Source organism: Marisediminicola sp. UYEF4, assembly GCF_040546025.1.
Lineage (GTDB): Bacteria > Actinomycetota > Actinomycetes > Actinomycetales > Microbacteriaceae > Marisediminicola.
Genome location: NZ_JBEPNA010000018.1, coordinates 16,478 through 34,750, shown reverse-complemented (window position 1 = coordinate 34,750; position 18,273 = coordinate 16,478). Strand labels below are relative to the sequence as shown.

General features: G+C 66.4%; 20 protein-coding genes. 5 read left to right on the top strand and 15 right to left on the bottom strand.

Annotation, left to right across the window (positions count from 1 at the left end; all coding sequences use genetic code 11):
• Positions 1 to 54 precede the first annotated feature (54 nt).
• The 3 genes from ABIB15_RS13370 to ABIB15_RS13360 are packed head-to-tail and all read right to left on the bottom strand — an operon-like array spanning position 55 to position 2,933.
• Complete coding sequence (locus ABIB15_RS13370) at positions 55 to 891, bottom strand: PP2C family protein-serine/threonine phosphatase (RefSeq protein WP_354479554.1); 837 nt, start codon at positions 889 to 891, stop codon at positions 55 to 57.
• Positions 888 to 1,469 (bottom strand): FHA domain-containing protein, encoded by a 582-nt coding sequence (locus ABIB15_RS13365; protein WP_354479551.1) that lies wholly within the window; start codon positions 1,467 to 1,469, stop codon positions 888 to 890. Before ABIB15_RS13365 ends, ABIB15_RS13370 begins: the two co-directional genes overlap by 4 nt.
• Positions 1,470 to 1,496: 27 nt before the next feature.
• Positions 1,497 to 2,933, bottom strand: coding sequence for a gamma-aminobutyraldehyde dehydrogenase (locus tag ABIB15_RS13360; protein ID WP_354479549.1), 1,437 nt, complete (start codon positions 2,931 to 2,933; stop codon positions 1,497 to 1,499).
• Between the two features lie 124 nt (positions 2,934 to 3,057).
• Here ABIB15_RS13360 and ABIB15_RS13355 point away from each other — a divergent pair, with 124 nt between their 5' ends.
• The 3 genes from ABIB15_RS13355 to ABIB15_RS13345 are packed head-to-tail and all read left to right on the top strand — an operon-like array spanning position 3,058 to position 6,349.
• Complete coding sequence (locus ABIB15_RS13355; RefSeq protein ID WP_354479547.1) at positions 3,058 to 3,540, top strand: Lrp/AsnC family transcriptional regulator; 483 nt, start codon at positions 3,058 to 3,060, stop codon at positions 3,538 to 3,540.
• A 2-nt stretch (positions 3,541 to 3,542) separates the two neighbouring features.
• Positions 3,543 to 4,961, top strand: a complete 1,419-nt coding sequence (locus tag ABIB15_RS13350; protein WP_354479544.1) for an aspartate aminotransferase family protein — start codon at positions 3,543 to 3,545, stop codon at positions 4,959 to 4,961.
• The gene (locus ABIB15_RS13345; protein WP_354479541.1) at positions 4,946 to 6,349 is read left to right on the top strand and encodes an NAD(P)/FAD-dependent oxidoreductase; all 1,404 of its coding nucleotides are present in this window, start codon (positions 4,946 to 4,948) and stop codon (positions 6,347 to 6,349) included. Before ABIB15_RS13350 ends, ABIB15_RS13345 begins: the two co-directional genes overlap by 16 nt.
• 27 nt (positions 6,350 to 6,376) lie before the next feature.
• Here the strand turns inward: ABIB15_RS13345 and ABIB15_RS13340 are convergent, their stop codons facing one another.
• Entirely contained in the window at positions 6,377 to 7,717 is a 1,341-nt protein-coding gene (locus ABIB15_RS13340) for a DUF4192 family protein (protein WP_354479538.1), read from the bottom strand.
• A gap of 89 nt (positions 7,718 to 7,806) precedes the next feature.
• Complete coding sequence (locus tag ABIB15_RS13335) at positions 7,807 to 8,769, bottom strand: aldo/keto reductase (RefSeq protein WP_354479536.1); 963 nt, start codon at positions 8,767 to 8,769, stop codon at positions 7,807 to 7,809.
• Between the two features lie 114 nt (positions 8,770 to 8,883).
• Here ABIB15_RS13335 and ABIB15_RS13330 point away from each other — a divergent pair, with 114 nt between their 5' ends.
• Together ABIB15_RS13330 and ABIB15_RS13325 are read left to right on the top strand one after the other, a co-directional pair.
• A complete protein-coding gene (locus ABIB15_RS13330) occupies positions 8,884 to 9,441 on the top strand; it encodes a methylated-DNA--[protein]-cysteine S-methyltransferase (protein WP_354479533.1) in 558 nt (185 codons plus the stop codon).
• Positions 9,442 to 9,472: 31 nt separating this feature from the next.
• A complete protein-coding gene (locus ABIB15_RS13325; protein ID WP_354479531.1) occupies positions 9,473 to 10,051 on the top strand; it encodes a DNA-3-methyladenine glycosylase I in 579 nt (192 codons plus the stop codon).
• 26 nt (positions 10,052 to 10,077) lie between these two features.
• Here the strand turns inward: ABIB15_RS13325 and ABIB15_RS13320 are convergent, their stop codons facing one another.
• From ABIB15_RS13320 to atpB, 10 genes are all read right to left on the bottom strand, one after another.
• The gene (locus tag ABIB15_RS13320) at positions 10,078 to 10,845 is read right to left on the bottom strand and encodes a YaaA family protein (RefSeq protein WP_354479529.1); all 768 of its coding nucleotides are present in this window, start codon (positions 10,843 to 10,845) and stop codon (positions 10,078 to 10,080) included.
• On the bottom strand, positions 10,845 to 11,366 hold the full coding sequence (locus tag ABIB15_RS13315) for a P-loop nucleotide/nucleoside kinase family protein (RefSeq protein ID WP_354479528.1): 522 nt from the start codon (positions 11,364 to 11,366) through the stop codon (positions 10,845 to 10,847). Before ABIB15_RS13315 ends, ABIB15_RS13320 begins: the two co-directional genes overlap by 1 nt.
• A gap of 10 nt (positions 11,367 to 11,376) precedes the next feature.
• On the bottom strand, positions 11,377 to 11,643 hold the full coding sequence (locus tag ABIB15_RS13310) for a F0F1 ATP synthase subunit epsilon (RefSeq protein ID WP_354479525.1): 267 nt from the start codon (positions 11,641 to 11,643) through the stop codon (positions 11,377 to 11,379).
• Between the two features lies 1 nt (position 11,644).
• Complete coding sequence (gene atpD / locus ABIB15_RS13305) at positions 11,645 to 13,117, bottom strand: F0F1 ATP synthase subunit beta (protein ID WP_354479523.1); 1,473 nt, start codon at positions 13,115 to 13,117, stop codon at positions 11,645 to 11,647.
• Between the two features lie 22 nt (positions 13,118 to 13,139).
• Positions 13,140 to 14,042, bottom strand: coding sequence for a F0F1 ATP synthase subunit gamma (locus tag ABIB15_RS13300; RefSeq protein ID WP_354479520.1), 903 nt, complete (start codon positions 14,040 to 14,042; stop codon positions 13,140 to 13,142).
• A 1-nt stretch (position 14,043) separates the two neighbouring features.
• Entirely contained in the window at positions 14,044 to 15,681 is a 1,638-nt protein-coding gene (gene atpA, locus ABIB15_RS13295) for a F0F1 ATP synthase subunit alpha (RefSeq protein ID WP_354479518.1), read from the bottom strand.
• A gap of 78 nt (positions 15,682 to 15,759) precedes the next feature.
• On the bottom strand, positions 15,760 to 16,557 hold the full coding sequence (locus ABIB15_RS13290) for a F0F1 ATP synthase subunit delta (RefSeq protein WP_354479516.1): 798 nt from the start codon (positions 16,555 to 16,557) through the stop codon (positions 15,760 to 15,762).
• A 2-nt stretch (positions 16,558 to 16,559) separates the two neighbouring features.
• Positions 16,560 to 17,135: a F0F1 ATP synthase subunit B gene (locus tag ABIB15_RS13285; protein WP_354479513.1), complete on the bottom strand. Its 576-nt coding sequence runs from the start codon at positions 17,133 to 17,135 to the stop codon at positions 16,560 to 16,562.
• Positions 17,136 to 17,144: 9 nt separating this feature from the next.
• Positions 17,145 to 17,378, bottom strand: a complete 234-nt coding sequence (gene atpE, locus ABIB15_RS13280; RefSeq protein WP_354479510.1) for an ATP synthase F0 subunit C — start codon at positions 17,376 to 17,378, stop codon at positions 17,145 to 17,147.
• A gap of 53 nt (positions 17,379 to 17,431) precedes the next feature.
• Complete coding sequence (gene atpB / locus ABIB15_RS13275; RefSeq protein ID WP_354479507.1) at positions 17,432 to 18,262, bottom strand: F0F1 ATP synthase subunit A; 831 nt, start codon at positions 18,260 to 18,262, stop codon at positions 17,432 to 17,434.
• Between the last annotated feature and the right edge of the window lie 11 nt (positions 18,263 to 18,273).

Sequence of the window (18,273 nt, the reverse complement as noted above, 5' to 3'; positions counted from 1 at the left end):
GCGGCTCACGGCCCGTGAGGTGCACCCCCAGTAGTGGTCGCAGCGTGGCTGGCCTCAGGCTGTGGCGGCGTCCTGCCGCGGGATCGTGTTCTCGAGTGGTGCGGCGTCGGGAGACTCGACGACGTCCACGATCACGAGCGTGATGTTGTCGCGGCCGCCTGCCGCGAGGGCGGCGTCGACGAGTGTGGTGGCTGTTTCCTGGGGTCCGAATCCGGCGTTGAGCGTCTCGCGCAGCGCCACATCGTTCACCTCGCGGGTGAGCCCGTCCGAGCAGATGAGCAGACGGAGACCGGTGCGCGCGGGAAGCATCCACAGGTCTGCCATCGGCTCCGCATTGAAACCGACGGCGCGCGTGATGATGTTGGCGTCGGGGTGGAACTCGGCCTCGTCCTGGGCCAGGAGGCCGGCGTCGACGAGCTCTTGAACGACGGAGTGATCGACGGTGACCTGGGTCAGCTCACCCTCGATGAGTTGATACACGCGGGAATCACCGATGTTGAAGACCGCCCAGTACGGCTCGCTGTCGACAAGGGTCAGCACCGCGCCCGTGGCTGTTGTGCCGACCCCGAGGTCGTCGTCGTCGGCCGCGAGGGTGATGTCGGCCGTCGCGATCCGGAGCGCCGTCATGATCTGCTCCGGCTCGGCGAAGTCGGCGGATCCTTCCTCGGCGAGGCGCCGCACGACCGCCGCGCTCGCGATGTCACCCGAGGCGTGCCCGCCCATGCCGTCGGCGACGACGAAGAACGGGGCCTCCGCGAGGAAGCTGTCTTCGTTCAGGGTTCGTTTGCGGCCGATATCTGTCGCCGCACCCCAGGACAAGCCGACACTCTGACCCTGCCTGCCGGGGATGCTGAGGGAGTGCAGAGCTGCGCTGCGACCGATCTGTGTCACGGGGACAGCCTTTCGAATGGTTCCAGGTCACGGGCGAGCAGACGCCCGATCGGCATGATCTCAATGATGTTGTCGTCCCCGAGGTCAAGCGTGGTGCCGGGGGCGACGACCATCGACCCGCCTGCATGCAATGTGAACTCAGGCATTCCGGGCACGGTGATCACCGTACCGTTGGTTGACCGCATGTCCGTCACGATGACCGATGTTCCGTCCTGGCGCAACTCCAGGTGAGTGGCCGAAACTTCGCGTCTCGGCGAGTTCACCCGCACGAATCGCGGAAGCACGGCGCTCGCCACCCGCGGCGGACGGGGGTCCCTGCCGATCAGCGCCGGAACGTCGAGCGGGAGTGGCTCGGCCGAATTGACGCTGAACCGGTACCGGGCCGGGGTGGAAGGCTCCGGCTGGGCGGTGGCCTCCGCCACGGCGCGCTCACGGGACCGTGTGGACACCCTGCCGTCGTCGGGCAGTACGAGCGGCGGCGGTGCCTTCACGATCGTGTCATCGTCCGGGCGGTCGGACGGCTCGACAGGTGAACGCGCCGGCCTGATGACCGTGTCAGCGAGATCGTCGTCATCCACGAGAACAGCCTACGTTCGACCGGCGTGCTAGTGGCCGATGTAGCTCATGACGTGCTTGATGCGGGTGTAGTCCTCGAAGCCGTAGGCGGAGAGGTCCTTGCCGTAGCCGGAGTGCTTGAACCCGCCGTGCGGCATCTCCGCGACCAGCGGAATGTGGGTGTTGATCCACACGCATCCGAAGTCCAGGTGCTTGGCGAATCGCATCGCGCGGCCATGGTCCTTCGTCCACACCGACGACGCGAGGCCGTACTGCACGTCGTTTGCCCAGGCGAGGGCCTGCGCCTCGTCGGTGAACTTCTGCACGGTGATGACGGGACCGAAGATCTCGTTTTGGATGGCGTCGTCGGTCTGCTTCAAACCGGTCACGATCGATGCCTCGAAGAAGTAGCCGATGTCGCCTTGGCGCCGACCACCGAGCTCGACGTTCGCGTTGGATGGCAGCGCGTCGACGACGGAGGAGATCCGGTCGAACTGGCTGGAGTTGTTCAGCGGGCCGAAGAGGATGTCGTCGGCGCTGGGCGCTCCCGTCGTCGCGTTCAGCTTCGCCCACGCGACCAGAGCCGCCACGAACTCGTCGTGGATGTCCTCCTGCACGAGCACGCGCGTCGCCGCGGTGCAGTCCTGTCCCGCGTTGAAGTATCCGGCCAACCCGATGCCCGCGGCGGCCTTCTCGATGTCGGCGTCGTTGAAGACGACGACGGGCGCCTTGCCGCCAAGCTCAAGGTGCACCCGCTTGAGATCGTTCGCCGCCGATTTCGCGACCTCCATCCCGGCGCGGACCGAGCCCGTGATCGACACCATCTGCGGGGTGCGGTGCTCGATCATCGCGGCGCCAGTGGTGCGGTCGCCGGTGATGACGTTGAAGACTCCCGGCGGCAGGAACTCCGCTGCGATCTCGGCGAGCAGCAGCGTCGACTGGGGTGTCGTGTCGCTCGGCTTGAGCACCGTGGTGTTGCCGGCCGCGACCGCGGGGGCGAACTTCCAGACCGCCATGTTGAGCGGGTAGTTCCACGGGGTGACCTGGCCAATGACGCCGATCGGCTCCCTGCGGATGAACGAGGTGTGGTCGGCCATGTACTCGCCGGCGGACTTACCCTCGAGGCTGCGGGCCTGGCCGGCGAAGAATCGGATCTGGTCGACCGACAGCATGATCTCGTCCTCGACGAGCGAGCCGCGGGGCTTGCCTGTGTCCTGCGACTCGAGGTCAGCGAACTCCTCCGCGCGGGACTCCATCGCATCCGCGATGCGGAAGAGCGCGAGCTGACGCTGGGAGGGGGTGGACTCGCCCCACTCCTCGAACGCGGCGGCGGCGGAGGCGTAGGCGGTGTCGACGTCCTCGCGCCCGGACACGGGTGAGGAGGTGTAGCTCTTCTCGGTGGCGGGGTCGATCACGTCGAACGCCGACGAGGCCTGAGCCTCGACATACTGGCCGCCGATGAAATTGCGCAGTTCTGAAGCTGTCATTGCTCCAACATAGCCAGTGGGCTGCCGTTTAACCAGACGACGGTCGCCACTGATTTAGTCGAAATCGACAACCTTCAGTGCGGATCCACTTGCCGAGAGTGTAATTCGCTGACAGAATCGGTGGATGGCGTCCACGAGCAGAGCGACCCCGGCCAAGCCGGTGCAACTCGATGACGTCTCGAAGGCGATCATCGAGCAGCTTCAGAACGATGGTCGGCGCTCGTACGCCGAGATCGGCAAGGCCGTGGGCCTCAGCGAAGCCGCAGTGCGACAGCGGGTTCAGAAGCTCACCGATTCCGGCGTGATGCAGATCGTCGCCGTCACCGACCCGATGCAGCTGGGATTTTACCGCCAGGCGATGATCGGCGTTCGCGTCACGGGAGACACCACGCGTGTCGCCGAGGCGCTGAGCTCGATCCCCGCCGTCGACTATGTCGTGCTCACCGCGGGAAGTTTCGACATCCTCGCAGAAATCGTGTGCGAGAACGACGACCAGCTCATCGACCTGCTTAATAATGAGATCCGAGGGATCGATGGCGTGCAGTCCACCGAGACCTTCGTTTATTTGCGACTGCAGAAACAGTTCTATAACTGGGGAACCCGGTAATCATGACGACGACAGAAACTCCGATCTCCGAGGGAATCCACACTCTGCTGCCGACGGTCGAGGCCGATCTGCAGCAGAAGGCCAAGGACCACCTCTGGATGCACTTCACCCGCCAGTCGGTGATGGAGGATGGCCACGGCGTTCCCATCATCGTGAAGGGCGAGGGCCACCACATCTGGGACAGCCGCGGGCGCAAGTACATCGACGGGCTGAGCGGCCTCTTCGTGGTGAACGCCGGTCACGGGCGCAGGCGTCTCGCCGAGGTCGCCGCCAAGCAGGCCGAGGAGCTCGCGTTCTTCCCGCTCTGGTCCTATGCGCATCCGGCCGCCATCGAACTCGCCGACCGCATTGCCGACTATGCGCCGGGTGACCTCAACCGGGTCTTCTTCTCGACCGGCGGCGGCGAGGCGGTCGAGACCGCGTTCAAGCTCGCGAAGTACTACTGGAAGCTCCAGGGCCGCGGCACCAAGCACAAGGTGATCTCGCGAAGCGTCGCCTATCACGGCACGCCGCAGGGCGCCCTCGCCATCACCGGCATCCCTGCAATGAAAGAGATGTTCGAGCCGGTGACCCCCGGCGGGTTCCGCGTTCCCAACACCAACTTCTACCGGGCCCCGGAGCACGGCGACGACCTGAACGTCTTCGGGCAGTGGGCGGCGAACCGTATCGAGGAAATGATCCTCTTCGAAGGTCCCGAGACGGTCGCAGCGGTGTTCCTCGAACCCGTGCAAAACAGCGGTGGGTGCTTCCCGCCGCCCCCCGGCTATTTCGCGCGTGTGCGCGAGATCTGCGACCAGTACGACGTGCTGCTCGTGGCCGACGAGGTCATCACCGCCTTCGGTCGTATCGGCAACATGTTCGCCTCGACGACCTACGGCATCGAGCCGGACATGATCACCTGCGCGAAGGGGATGACCAGCGGGTACTCCCCAATCGGCGCGACGATCGTCAGCGAGAAGATCTACGAGCCGTTCAAGCACGGCGACACCGCGTTCTATCACGGCTACACGTTCGGTGGGCACCCGGTGTCATCCGCCGTCGCGCTCGCGAATCTCGACATCTTCGAGGAGGAGGGGCTCAACGAGAACGTGCGCGAGAACTCCCCGATCTTCCGTGCCACCCTCGAGAAGCTGCTCGACCTGCCGATCGTCGGCGACGTGCGAGGCGACGGCTACTTCTTCGGCATCGAGCTCGTCAAGGACAAGGCCACCAAGGAGACGTTCGACGACGACGAGTCGGAGCGCCTGCTGCGCGGCTTCATGTCGAAGGCGCTGTTCGAGGCCGGGCTCTACTGCCGTGCCGACGACCGCGGAGACCCCGTGGTGCAGCTCGCTCCCCCGCTCACCATCGGGCCGAAGGAATTCGACGAGATCGAGAGCATCCTGCGCGGCGTGCTGACCGAGGCATGGACCCTCATCTGACCCGCGACTACCGGGACCTGTCGTTCTGGCACGACACCGTCCCGGGCGGCCTGGACCGGCGCCCACCGCTCGATGGCGACCTCCACACGGACGTCGCGATCATCGGCGGGGGCTTGACCGGCCTGTGGACCGCGCACTATCTGCTGGCCAGGGACGATCGCCTCAGCATCACGGTGATCGAGAAGGAGATCTCGGGCTTCGGCGCGTCCGGTCGCAACGGCGGTTGGTGCAGCGCGCTGTTCCCGCGATCGACGGTGTCGCTCGAGCGGGCTCACGGACGCGCCGCAGCGATCGCGATGCGTCGGGCGATGATCGAGACGGTCGACGAGGTCGGGCGCGCGACCGCTGCCGAGGGCATCGACTGCCACTTCGTCAGGGGCGGCACTCTCGCGTTCGCGCGATCTGCCGCGCAGCTCCGTTCGGCTCGAGCCGACGTCGAGGAGGCCGCGCTCTACCGCGTCGACGCGCTCGAACTGCGCGGGCCCGGCGATGGTGACTCGGGCGGCACAGGCGGTTCTCGGCTCGGCGCCGCCGGGGCGCTCGGGGCAGTCTTCGACCCGGCGTGCGCCCGCGTGCATCCGGCCAGGCTCGTGCGGGGGCTCGCAGCCTCGCTCGAGCGGCGCGGGGTGAGAATCGTCGAGGGCACCGAGGCGGTGTCGTACTCGCAGGGCGTTGTCCGCACGACGCGCGGGGCGGTGTTTGCGCCCGTCATCGTGCAGGCGACCGAAGGCTACGGCGCGACGATTGGCCAGTCGCACCGCGACATCCTGCCGCTCTACTCGCTCATGATCGCCACCGAGCCGCTGCCGGACGAGTTCTGGCGCCGCGCCGGCATCGATCACGGCCAGACCTTCACCGACTTCCGGCATCTGCTCGTCTACGGGCAGCGGACCGCCGACAACAGGTTCGCGTTCGGCGGCCGCGGGGCCCGGTACCACTGGGGCAGCGCCGTGAGCGCCGGGTACGACCACTCGCCGAAGGTGTTCGAGCATCTACGGCGCACGCTCGTCGACCTGTTCCCACAAGCCGCGGACGCGGCCATCACGCATCGTTGGGGCGGCCCGCTCGGCGTGCCGCGCGACTGGCACGCGAGTGTACGGTTCGATCCGGAGACGGGACTCGGTTCGGCCGGCGGTTACGTCGGCGACGGGCTGAGCACTACCAATCTCGCCGGGCGCACCCTCGCCGACCTGATCACGGGCACCGACTCAAGCCTGGTGCGCCTGCCCTGGGTCGGTCACCAGTCACCTCGGTGGGAGCCGGAACCGATTCGTTTCGCCGCGGCGAACGCCGGCCTGCTCGCGATGGGCATCGCCGATGTCGAGGAGCGAGTGACCGGACGGCCCTCCCTCGCCGCCCGGGTGATGGGACCGCTCGTGGGGCATTGACCACTGCCGACCGCCGCGACAGCGGGCTCACCGCGTTCCCGCGTCGTCGGGGATGGCGAATGCCCATTCGGGAAGATGGCCGGCCTCGAGCATCGCGCGAAGAAGCTCCGCGAGACCGAAGTTCGCGTCGATCCGCTCCGCCTCGCCGACGAACCGTCCCGCGAGCGAACTCTTGCCGAGCGCCCAGTTGAACCACGCGAGCTGGCACAGCAGCGGTGGCCTCATCGACCGGGGCGCGCGAGCGGCGAGGGCCTTCACGAGCACGATCGCCGCTCGCACCCGCGGGACGTCTGGCCGCGGTCCGTCTCCCCACATGAGTGGAGCGACGAGGAACGCCGCCGGGTCCTCGCCTGCGAGGAAACGCTTGTTCTCATCGAGCGCCAGCTCCCCCACCTCGAGTCCGAAGGCCCACTGAAGCATCACCACGTCGCGCATCATCGGCGATTGAAGACACAGGATGAGCACTGCCGCGGCTCGGTCGTCGATCGCGTCTGGCGGGAGCTGCAGCGCGTCTTCGGCGAAGCCGGGCAGCCAGCCGGATCTGGGCATGTCGTCGTCTGCGTCACCCGCGTCGTCATAGGACTCGTCGCCGTACGCGCCGTCGGAGTCGTCGCCATACGCGTCATCGTCGAATAGGTCGTCCTGCTCATTGTCGCCGTCCTCCCACCCGTCGTCGTCCCACCCGTCGTCGTCGGGCTCGCGTGCGATCGCCTCCGGTTCGAATAACTCCGGTTCGATGAGACCAGGGTCGACCATGGCGGGGTCGGCGACATCCGCGACATCGGGATCACGCTGCGCGCGCACATACTCGTGAAGTCCTTTCACCAGCCGCGCGACTCGCTCCCGCGTCGCGAGGTCCACCGTCGGCAATTCGCTCCCCGCGTCGACCGGCCCCAGGTCGTTCCGGAGTTCGCGCGGGATCGCGCCGTTGACGGAGGAGGACTCGATCGCTGCGAGCGGGCGCCCGTCACGCGGGCAGTCCTGGTCAAGATAGGACCCCCACCCGTCCTCCGCGACGCAGAGCGCGTCGCGGACCAGAAACCCTGCGGTTCTGGCGCGATCGACGACGGCCCTGACGAAGCCGGCGTGCGGGATGCCCCGGCAATCGGCGAACCTGTCGTCGGTGTAGACGACGGGAACGACTGCGTCGGCTCCCCTCACCTTGCAGAGAATTCCGATGAGCCGACCCGCGACGGTGCTGTAGCCCGCTCCGGCATCCGCATCGGGCACGTTGAAACGCATCGCCGCACAGGTGCGGTTGCCGCGGAACGCGACGATGATGATGCTGTTGCGCGGGCGGAACCCCGCGAGCTGGGGAACGAGGGCGAGGAAGTCCTCCGGGCGCTGGGTCTTCACGACGGTTGCCATGCACGCAGTCTTCCGCGGGGCGGTGCCCCACGACGCCCGCCCGGCACCGCGGTGGGGAACCCCGTCGCCGGTTCCCTGGGGAGGAGACGCTAGTCGAACAGTGCCGTGATCTCGTCGACCTCCGCCGGGGATGGCGACCACGAGGTCGACGCCCACGCGTTCTGCTCGATCTGCTCCGGCTTCGTGGCGCCCGCGATGACACTCGTGAGCGCGGGCTGGGCCAGCAGCCAGGCGAACGTCGCCTCGAGCATGCTGATGTCGCGGTCGGCGCAGAATTGCGCGTAGCGGTCCATCGCGTCCCAAGGGGCACTCTCGAGCAGGTGTGGTCGCGTGTGCATGATCCGGCTGTCAGCAGGTCCACCCTGCCGGGTGAACTTGCCCGTGAACAGCCCGTTGTAGAGCGGGAAGAACGGGAGGAACCCGAGGCCGAACTCGCGCACCGCGGGAAGCACCTCCCGCTCGGCATCCCTCACGATCAGGCTGTACTCGTGCTGCGCCGAGATGAATTTCGGATGCTCGTGCAGCCGGGCCACGTATTCGGCCTCGGCGATTTGCCAGCCCGCGAGGTTGGAGTGGCCGATGTAGCGGATCTTGCCCTCGGCGACGAGATCGTCGAGTGCATCGAGAGTCTCCTCGATCGGTGTGAGGGGATCCGGCACGTGCAGCTGGTACAGGTCGATCCAGTCGGTCTGCAGGCGGCGGAGGGAGGCCTCCACGGCGAGCCGCACATAGCGACGAGAGCCGCGCGCACCCCAATCCGGCCCGTTCGACCCCTGCATGTCCATGCCGAACTTGGTCGCGAGCACGATGTCACCGCGGCGTTTGCCGAGCGAGTTGCCCATGAGCGTCTCGCTGAGGCCGCGCTCGGCACCGTAGATGTCGGCCGTGTCGAACAGCGTGACGCCGGCGTCGATTGCCGCGTCGATGACAGCGTCGGTTCCCTCCTGCGTCTCGGTTGCCGTGCGGAGCCGGCCGAAGTTGTTGCAGCCGAGCCCGATCGTCGAGACGATGAGTCCGGAGCGGCCGAGGTTGCGGTAGTCGATTTCTGCCATCGTCCCAGACTAGATCGTCCGGAGTGCTCCTCCCCAGGGCGTGCAATGGAGCAGGCTCCACCCGATGTCCTAAAGCCGCCGGATCGGGTCGGATGCCGCAGCTACAGTCGTTTCATGACCACAGCACCTACCCTGAGCGTTCCGACGGTCGACGAGGCCGCCACTCCCCCACCGGCGGCGGTTTCCATGCCTGTTCACCTCGTGCGCGTCGACAGCCCGATCGGGCGCATCGAGATCACCGCCGATGAACGCGCGATCACCTCGCTCGCTATCGAGCGCGACGGCCACTTGCCCCACGACGATGTCGCAGAGTCGTCGAGCACCATCCTCGAGTCGGCCGCCGTTCAGCTTGCTGAGTACTTCGCCGGCGAGCGTCACGACTTCGACCTCCCCGTGAACCTCGCCGGCACCGAGTTCCAGCGTGCGGTCTGGGCTGAGCTCGCCCGGCTGAAGTTCGGCGATGTCTCCTCGTACGGGGCCATCGGACTCGCGACAGGCCGTCCGACGGCCGGCCGCGCGGTCGGCGGTGCGATCGGGGCGAATCCGGTGCCGATCATCATCGGATGCCACCGGGTTCTCGCCGCCAATCGCAAGATCACCGGCTACAGCGGCGGCAGTGGCATTCCGACCAAGGTCTGGTTGCTCGACCACGAGTCGATCGGGCACGCATGAGCACCGCGAGTCACCCCGTGCCCTGGCACGCATGAGCGTCGTCACTGATGAGGCAGGGGTAGCCCGCTGCGGATGGAGCGCCGGCGACGACGAGTACCGCCGCTACCACGACGAGGAGTGGGGGGTAGCGCTGCACGGCGACAGGCCGCTGTTCGAAAAGCTCAGTCTGGAAGGCTTTCAAGCCGGACTCTCCTGGATCACGATCCTGCGCCGCCGCCCGAATTTCCGCCGCGCGTTCGCCGATTTCGAAATCGACGCGGTGGCCGAGCTGACGACCTCCGATGTCGAGCGGCTCATGCTCGACCCCGGCATCATCCGTAATCGGGCGAAGATCGTCGCGACGATCTCCAACGCGCGCATCACCCGGGAGCTCGTACGCGACGACCCCGGCGCGCTCGATCGGATGATCTGGTCCTTCGCTCCTCATCGGCGCGCGCGACCGCCGGGCGCGGGCGAAGTGCCGGCGGTGACCGCGGAATCGACCGCCATGAGTAAGGCCCTCCGCGGCCTCGGCTACCGCTTCGTGGGACCCACGACGCTCTACGCGCTCATGCAGGCGTCCGGAATGGTCGACGACCACTTCGCGGGCTGCTGGCGCGCGGGTCGCTGACAGGGCGATTGTGACCCGTCCACCGCTCAGCGCTGTGCCGCGACGACCTCCTCGACCTCAAGCTCAAGCTCACCAGGAGCACCAAGCGCGAGACGGATGCCGCGACCCCGCGCCCACTCGATCAGCGACGCCCCGTCGGCATGGTCCTGCTCCGCCTCCAGCAGGGCGCGCACGAATTCGCCCTTGCCCTTCTTGTTGAAGTGGTTGAGGGCGCGCTTCTTGCCGTCCACCCCCGCGGCGACGACCCGGAGGAAGTAGCTCTCGGGCCGGACCGGCACCGGTCCCAGCGCCACATAGGCCTCGGAGCGGAGGTCGAGGACGAGCCCGTCGTGCCGGTCCAGCTCGGCTCCGATCGACGCTCTCCACAGAGATCGCAGCTTCAGCCCCGGCAGCCGGGAGTCATGCGACAGCCGGTACGCCGGGATGGGGTCACCAGCGCCGACAAGGCCGAAGAGGGCGGAATGGATGACCACGCTCGAGCGCGCCAACGAGCGCGCCGACGGCGACAGGGTCGCGGCATCCAGCGCGTCGTAGAGCACACCGGTGTAGCGGTCCATGGCCGCCATGACCGGCGACTGCGCGATACGCCTGTTGCGCTCGAGTTCGCCGTGCTGGGTGGGGCCCAGCCGCAGGGCCGCGGCCATCGCATCCGGATCCAGCGCCAGAATTCTCGTCGCATCCAGGGCCGCAGCGCGGGACCCGGTGAGCCCCTGGTAGCTGAGCCTGGACAGGTCGAGGGCACGATCGTCTCCGCCGTCGCGCTTGGTCTCCGACGGCGGAAGCAGAACGAGCATCAGCCCGTGAGGAAAGCGAGTGCAGCCTCGACGTTCGACTCCACGCTGTGCGAGGTGTCCAGCGTCAGCCTCGGGGCGGCTGCGCTCTGCCCGTGCCACGCGGAGTAGTCCTCGAGGCTCTGCTCGACCGCGTGCCGGTCCGGCTCGGCGAGGTGGGGCAGCTTCGCCACCCGCGCCGCGAGGCGCTCGAGGTGCAGGTCCCGGTCGGAGCACATGACCTCGACGAACCTCAGCTCGACACCCTGCCGCTTGGCGAGTCCCACCCACTGTTCCCTGGCCGGCTCGACCGCGTTGACCGCGTCAACGACGATGCTGTGCCCGGCCGCGAGCACCGACTCGGCAAGCGTCTCGGCGACCAAGTAGGCCGCGAGGCCCGTGGGCTGGTCGCTGTCGATTCCCGCGGTCAGGATCGCCTCCTCGATCGGATCGACCGAGACCACAGCGGCGCCGAGCCGCGCACCGACGTGCCCGGCGATCGTACTCTTCCCGGTTCCCGGGAGTCCCGCCATCGCGATCAGCATTGCCGAACCGTCAGCCCTCGACGAGTTCCGCTGAGCGGGCGACGATCGTCACGGTGTCGTGTTCGACCGAGAGGAATCCGTCGTCCGCCTTCGCGCGAACCGAGCCGCCCCCGGCCACGGTGAGGCGCACCTCACCGCTGGCCAGAATCGCAAGCACCGGCTCGTGGCCCGGCAGGATTCCGATTTCGCCCTCGGTCGTCCGCGCGACCACCATCGACGCCGTGCCCGACCAGATTTCCTGGTCGGCCGAGACGACGCTCACAGTGAGATCGGCCACGTTAGTCGTTTTCCTTCTGGATCTGAGCCCACTTCTCTTCGACGTCGGAGATGCCGCCGACGTTGAAGAAGGCCTGCTCTGCGACACTGTCGAAGTCGCCCTTGACGATCGCGTCGAACGACTCGATCGTCTCCTTGAGAGGAACGGTCGAACCCTCGACGCCCGTGAACTTCTTCGCCATGTAGGTGTTCTGCGAGAGGAACTGCTGGATGCGGCGGGCGCGCGAGACGGTGATCTTGTCTTCTTCCGAGAGCTCGTCGACACCGAGGATCGCGATGATCTCCTGCAGCTCCTTGTTCTTCTGAAGGATCGACTTGACGCTCGTCGCCACGCGGTAGTGGTCCTCGCCCAGGTAGCGGGGGTCGAGGATGCGGCTCGTGGAGGTGAGCGGGTCGACGGCCGGGTAGAGGCCGCGCGAGGCGATCTCGCGGCTCAGTTCCGTGGTGGCGTCGAGGTGCGCGAAGGTGGTCGCCGGTGCAGGGTCGGTGTAGTCGTCAGCGGGCACGTAGATGGCCTGCAGCGACGTGATCGAGTGACCGCGGGTCGAGGTGATGCGCTCCTGGAGCACGCCCATTTCGTCCGCGAGGTTCGGCTGGTACCCGACTGCGGAGGGCATGCGACCGAGAAGGGTCGACACCTCGGAGCCGGCCTGCGTGAAGCGGAAGATGTTGTCGATGAACAGCAGCACGTCCTGCTTCTGCACATCGCGGAAGTACTCCGCCATCGTCAGCGCCGACAGTGCGACGCGAAGACGCGTTCCCGGCGGCTCGTCCATCTGGCCGAAGACAAGGGCGGTCTTGTCGAAGACGCCCGCCTCCTCCATCTCGGCGATGAGGTCATTGCCCTCACGGGTGCGCTCGCCAACTCCGGCGAACACCGACACACCACCGTGGTCCTGCGCAACGCGCTGGATCATTTCCTGGATGAGCACGGTCTTGCCGACACCGGCACCACCGAACAGGCCGATCTTTCCACCTTGCACGTAAGGGGTGAGAAGGTCGATGACCTTGATGCCGGTCTCGAACAGCTCGGTCTTCGACTCCAGCTGGTCGAATGCCGGGGGCTTGCGGTGGATGGGCCAGCGCTCGGTGATCTCGAACGACTCGCCGTTGACCTTGCCGTCAGCGTCGGCATTGAGCACCTCGCCGATGACGTTGAACACCTTGCCCTTGGTCACGTCGCCGACGGGGACGGAGATCGCCTCGCCAGTGTCGCGCACCTCCTGGCCGCGGACGAGTCCGTCGGTGGGCTTGAGCGCGATCGCGCGGACGAGGTCGTCGCCGAGGTGCAGTGCGACCTCGAGGGTGATCTCGGTCGAGCTGTCGCCGATCGTGATCGTCGTCTTCAGAGCGTTGTAGATCTCCGGGATCGAGTCATGCGGAAACTCGATGTCGACGACCGGGCCGGTGACGCGGGCGATACGCCCGACGCCGGCGGTCTTCGTCGAGGCCGACGCAATTGCGGTGTCAGTCATGGCTTCTCTCTTCTCGTTCTGTCTACTTCTTGGCCGAGGCGAGGGCGTCTGCGCCGCCCACGATCTCGGAAATCTGCTGGGTGATCTCGGACTGGCGAGCATTGTTCGCCAACCGGGTGTAGGTGGTGATGAGCTTGTCCGCGTTGTCGCTGGCCGATTTCATCGCCTTCTGTGTCGCGGCGTGCTTCGCGGCAGCGGACTGCAGCATCGCGTTGAAGATCCGGCTCTCGATGTACACGGGCAGGAGCGCGTCGAGCACATCGCCGGCATCCGGCTCGAATTCGTACAGCGGAAGGGGCTCGTTGTCATCGGGCGCTTCGACTCCTTCGACAACCTCGAGGGGAAGCAGTCGCACGACCTCCGGCACCTGCACCATCATGCTCACGAAGCGGTTGTAGACGATGTGGATCTCGTCCACGCCGCCCTCGCTCGCGGGCTGAAGGAAGCGGGAGACGACAGCATCGCCGATCTCCTGCGCCGTCGTGAACTCGGGGTTGTCGGTCCCACCGGTCCACTCCCGCTCCGCGTCACGCTTGCGGAACTTGAAATAGCCGACGGACTTGCGACCGACAAGGTAGTAGACGACGTCCTTGCCCTGGTGGCGCAGGAGGGTCGCGAGTTCCTCCGCCTCCCGCAGCACGTTGGAGTTGAACGCTCCCGCAAGACCGCGGTCGGAGGAGAAGATCACGATCGCGGCGCGTTCGATGACCTCCGGCTCTGTCGTGAGCACGTGGTCGACGTTCGAGAACGTCGCGACCGCCGAGACCGCACGGGTCACAGCGCGCGAGTAGGGGCCGGAGGCCGCTACTCGCTGCTGCGCCTTCTGGATACGCGAAGCGGAGATGAGCTCCATGGCCTTCGTGATCTTCTTGGTCGTCTGGGCAGATTTGATCTTCTGCCGGTAGACGCGGACTTGCGATCCCATATCAGCGGCGACCCTTGACGATCTTCTCCTGGTTGACCTCTTCTTCCGGGAGCTCCTCGAACACCTCGCGCCCAACGGATGCGAGCGGCCTGCCCTCGCCCGTCTGGAACTCGAGCTTGAACTTGTCGATCTCCTCCGTCAGCGCACTGACCGTGTCGTCGGAGAGCACGTTCGACTCACGCAGCGTCGTCAGGATGTCGGTGTTCCGGCCCAGGAAGTCGAGAAGTTCGCGCTCGAACCGCAGGATATCGGGAACGGGCACCTCGTCGAGCTTGCCGTTCGTTCCGGCCCAGATCGAAACGACCTGCTCCTCGACGGGGTACGGCGAGTACTGCGGCTGGCGCAGCAGCTCGGTGAGGCGTGCACCCCGGGCGAGCTGGCGACGGCTGGCCGGGTCGAGGTCGGACGCGAACATCGCGAACGCCTCGAGTGAGCGGTACTGGGCCAGCTCGAGCTTGAGCGTTCCGGAGACCTTCTTGATCGACTTCACCTGCGCGTCGCCGCCAACTCGCGAAACCGAGATACCCACGTCGACCGCGGGGCGCTGGTTGGCGTTGAAGAGGTCGGACTGCAGGAAGATCTGGCCGTCCGTGATCGAGATCACGTTGGTGGGGATGTACGCCGAGACGTCGTTCGCCTTGGTCTCGATGATCGGGAGTCCCGTCATCGAGCCGGCGCCGAGCTCGTCGGACAGCTTCGCGCAACGCTCCAGCAGGCGCGAGTGCAGGTAGAACACGTCACCGGGGTACGCCTCGCGTCCCGGCGGGCGGCGCAGCAGCAGCGACACGGCACGGTAGGCCTCGGCCTGCTTGGACAGGTCGTCGAAGATGATCAGGACGTGCTTGCCGGCGTACATCCAGTGCTGGCCGATGGCCGAGCCGGTGTACGGGGCGAGGTACTTGAAGCCGGCGGGGTCGGACGCGGGGCTCGCGACGATCGTCGTGTACTCCATTGCTCCGGCATCCTCGAGCGCGGCCTTGATGCCGGCGATCGTGGAGCCCTTCTGGCCGATGGCGACGTAGATGCAGCGGACCTGCTTGTTGACGTCGCCGGACTCCCAGTTGGCCTTCTGGTTGATGATCGTGTCGAGCGCGATGGCCGTCTTGCCGGTCTGGCGGTCGCCGATGATGAGCTGGCGCTGGCCGCGACCGATCGGGATCATGGCGTCGATTGCCTTGATTCCGGTCTGCATGGGTTCGTGCACGCTCTTACGCTGCATGACGCCGGGCGCCTGGAGCTCGAGGGCACGACGTCCCTCCGAGGCGATCTCGCCGAGGCCGTCCATGGGCTCGCCGAGAGGGTCGACGACGCGACCGAGGTAGCCGTCTCCGACGGGCACGGACAGGACCTCACCCGTGCGAGTGACCTCCATGCCCTCCTCGATTCCGGTGAACTCTCCGAGGACGACGACGCCGATCTCGTTCTCGTCGAGGTTCTGGGCGAGCCCGAGGGTGCCGTCGGCGAACTTGATGAGCTCGTTCGCCATGACGCCGGGGAGCCCCTCGACGTGGGCGATTCCATCTCCGGCATCCGTGACGTAGCCGACCTCGGTCGTCGATGCCCGGCTCGGGTCGTAGGCCTTGACGAAGTCCTTGAGGGCGTCGCGGATCTCATCGGGGCTGATCGTTACTTCTGCCATCGTTCTTCCTGTCTGCTGGCGGGACGGTCTTCCGTCCCGAATACTTCTGGTGGGCTCGCCTCGCGGCAATCCCGGTTGTCAGCCCGCGAGCTGAAGTCTCAGGTCCTTGATGCGAGAGGAGACGCTGCCGTCGATGACGTCGTCTCCCACCTGCACCCGGATCCCACCGATGACGGCGGGGTCGATGACCACATTGATGCGCAGTTCCTTGCCGTAGCTGGCCGAAAGGCCCTTTTGAAGACGAACGAGCTGGTCGGCCGCGATCGGCTTCGCGCTCGTGACCGTCGCGACCGCGAGGCCGGACTGGTCGGCGACGACGGATGCCGCGTAGCGCACGAGCGCGCCGATACGACGCCCGCGCGGCTGCTGCACGAGCTGCCGCACGATCGCGAGCGTCTGAGCGGACACCTTCTTCTCGAGCAGGGTCTCCACGAGGGTGACCTTCGATGCGGTGGCGCCGAGCTTGCTGCCGACGGCGAGTTCCAGCTCGTCGTCCGAGCTCACCGCTCGGCCGAACGCGAACAGCTCGCTCTCGACGCTCACTCCCGGCGCAGCGGAATCCGCCGCGGCACGAATGCCGAGCTCTTCAATGCCACTGAGCAGGTCGTCGTCGGAGGACCACCGCTTGCTCGCAGCCGAGGCCAGGATTTCCAGTGCCGTTGGACCGAAGGAGGCGCCGAAGACCGCGGTGATCGCGGACCTCTTCACCTCGGGAGAAGTCGACGCGTCGGCGAGGATCGCACGCAACTGCAGCGAACCACCAATCGCACGGGCGGCAGCGAAGAGCTGCTCGGCAGTGGCCAGATCGACCGTGCCGCCGAGTGCGGAAAGCTCCGCCCTCGAGGACGACAGCGCTTGTCTGGACGCAGAACCCACGGTTACCTGCTCACCTTTTCGGTCGCGCCAGCCGACTTCACGTCGGCGGCTTCGAGCTCGGCGAGGAACCGGTCAACCAGTGCGGCGGACCGCTTGTCGTCCGTGAGGCTCTCTCCGATCACTCCGGAAGCGAGGTCGATCGCGAGCGAGCCGACCTCAGCACGCAGCGACACAAGCGCACTCTGGCGCTCCGCCTCGATCTGCGCGGATGCGTTCGCGGTGATGCGAGCTGCCTCGATCGATGCCTGCGTCTTGAGGTCGTTCAGGATCTTCACGCCGTCGGCGCGCGCCGCCTCGCGGATGCGTCCTGCCTCGGCACGAGCCTCAGCGAGCTGCTCGTTGTACTGCTGCAGGGCAGCCGCGGCCTCCGCCTGGGCGTTCTCCGCCTTCTTGATGCCGCCCTCGATGGCTTCGGCACGCGCGTCCAGACCCTTCGTGACGGTCGGCAGAACCTTCCACCAGAAGAACGCCAGAAGCACGACGAAACACACCGCAGCCCAGACGAGGTCCGGGAGCGCGGGCAGCAGAGGATTGAAAGCCTCCTCGGCCACTACCACTGAGAATGTTGCGGAAGACATGCGCGGTCCTTAGACGAAGATGAAGTACGTGGCGATACCGATGAATGCCAGTGCCTCGGTGAAGGCGATACCGATATACATGAGCACCGTGAGGCGACCCTGCAGTTCCGGCTGGCGGGCGACGGACTCGATCGTCTTTCCGACGACGATTCCTACGCCGATGGCGGGTCCGATTGCGGCGAGGCCGTAGCCTACGGTCGCGATGTTTCCGCTGAGCTCAGCTACGACGGTTGATGCGTCCACGTGGTGATTCCTTCCGTGATGAACGACTGGGGCATTTGCCCCGGTCGAGTTAGTTAGTGCTCGTCTGCCAGCGCGAGCTGGATGTAGACAGTGGTCAGCAGGGTGAAAACGTACGCCTGCAGCACGGCGACCAAGATTTCGAAGAGCGTGAAGACAAACCCGAATGCGAGCGTCCCCACGCCGAACAGCTTCGCGACCCCGTCGACTTCGAAGAAGAAGAACGACGTGGCCAAGAAGAAGAGGACGAGGAGAAGGTGGCCGACGATCATGTTCATGAGCAATCGGAGCGTGAGGGTGATCGGCCGGAGCACGAAGGTCGACACGAACTCGATCGGGGTCACGATGATGTACAGCGGCCACGGCACGCCGGGCGGGAAGAGCGAGTTGCGCAGGAACGCCGCCGGGTGCTTCTTGAGCCCCGCGTAGATGAATACGACGTAGGCGACGACCGCCAGCAGCAGCGGAATGCCGATGACCGACGTTCCCGCGATGTTCATCGCGGGCACGATCCCGGTGATGTTCATTCCGAGGATCAGGAAGAAGAACGTCGTGAGCAGTGGCAGGAATCGCGCTGCGTCTTTCTTGCCCAGCAGGTCTTCGGCGATGTTGACGCGGACGAGTCCGAGGCCGAGCTCGGCGATCGACTGCGCGCGGGTCGGGATGAGAGACATCCGCCTGGTCGCGAGGTAGAAGAACAGCATGAGCGAGAGCAGAACCACGATGCGGATCATCATGATCCGGTTCATCTCGAACGGAGTGCCGACGAACAGGACTGCTTCGGGGAAGAATTCGGCGATCGAAGGACCGACGAATACTCCCTCTTCGCTTTCGCCATCAGTGGCAAGGGGGAGGACGGAAGTGAGAGCGTTGAGTAGCAGCGCCATCTCCAAGCTCG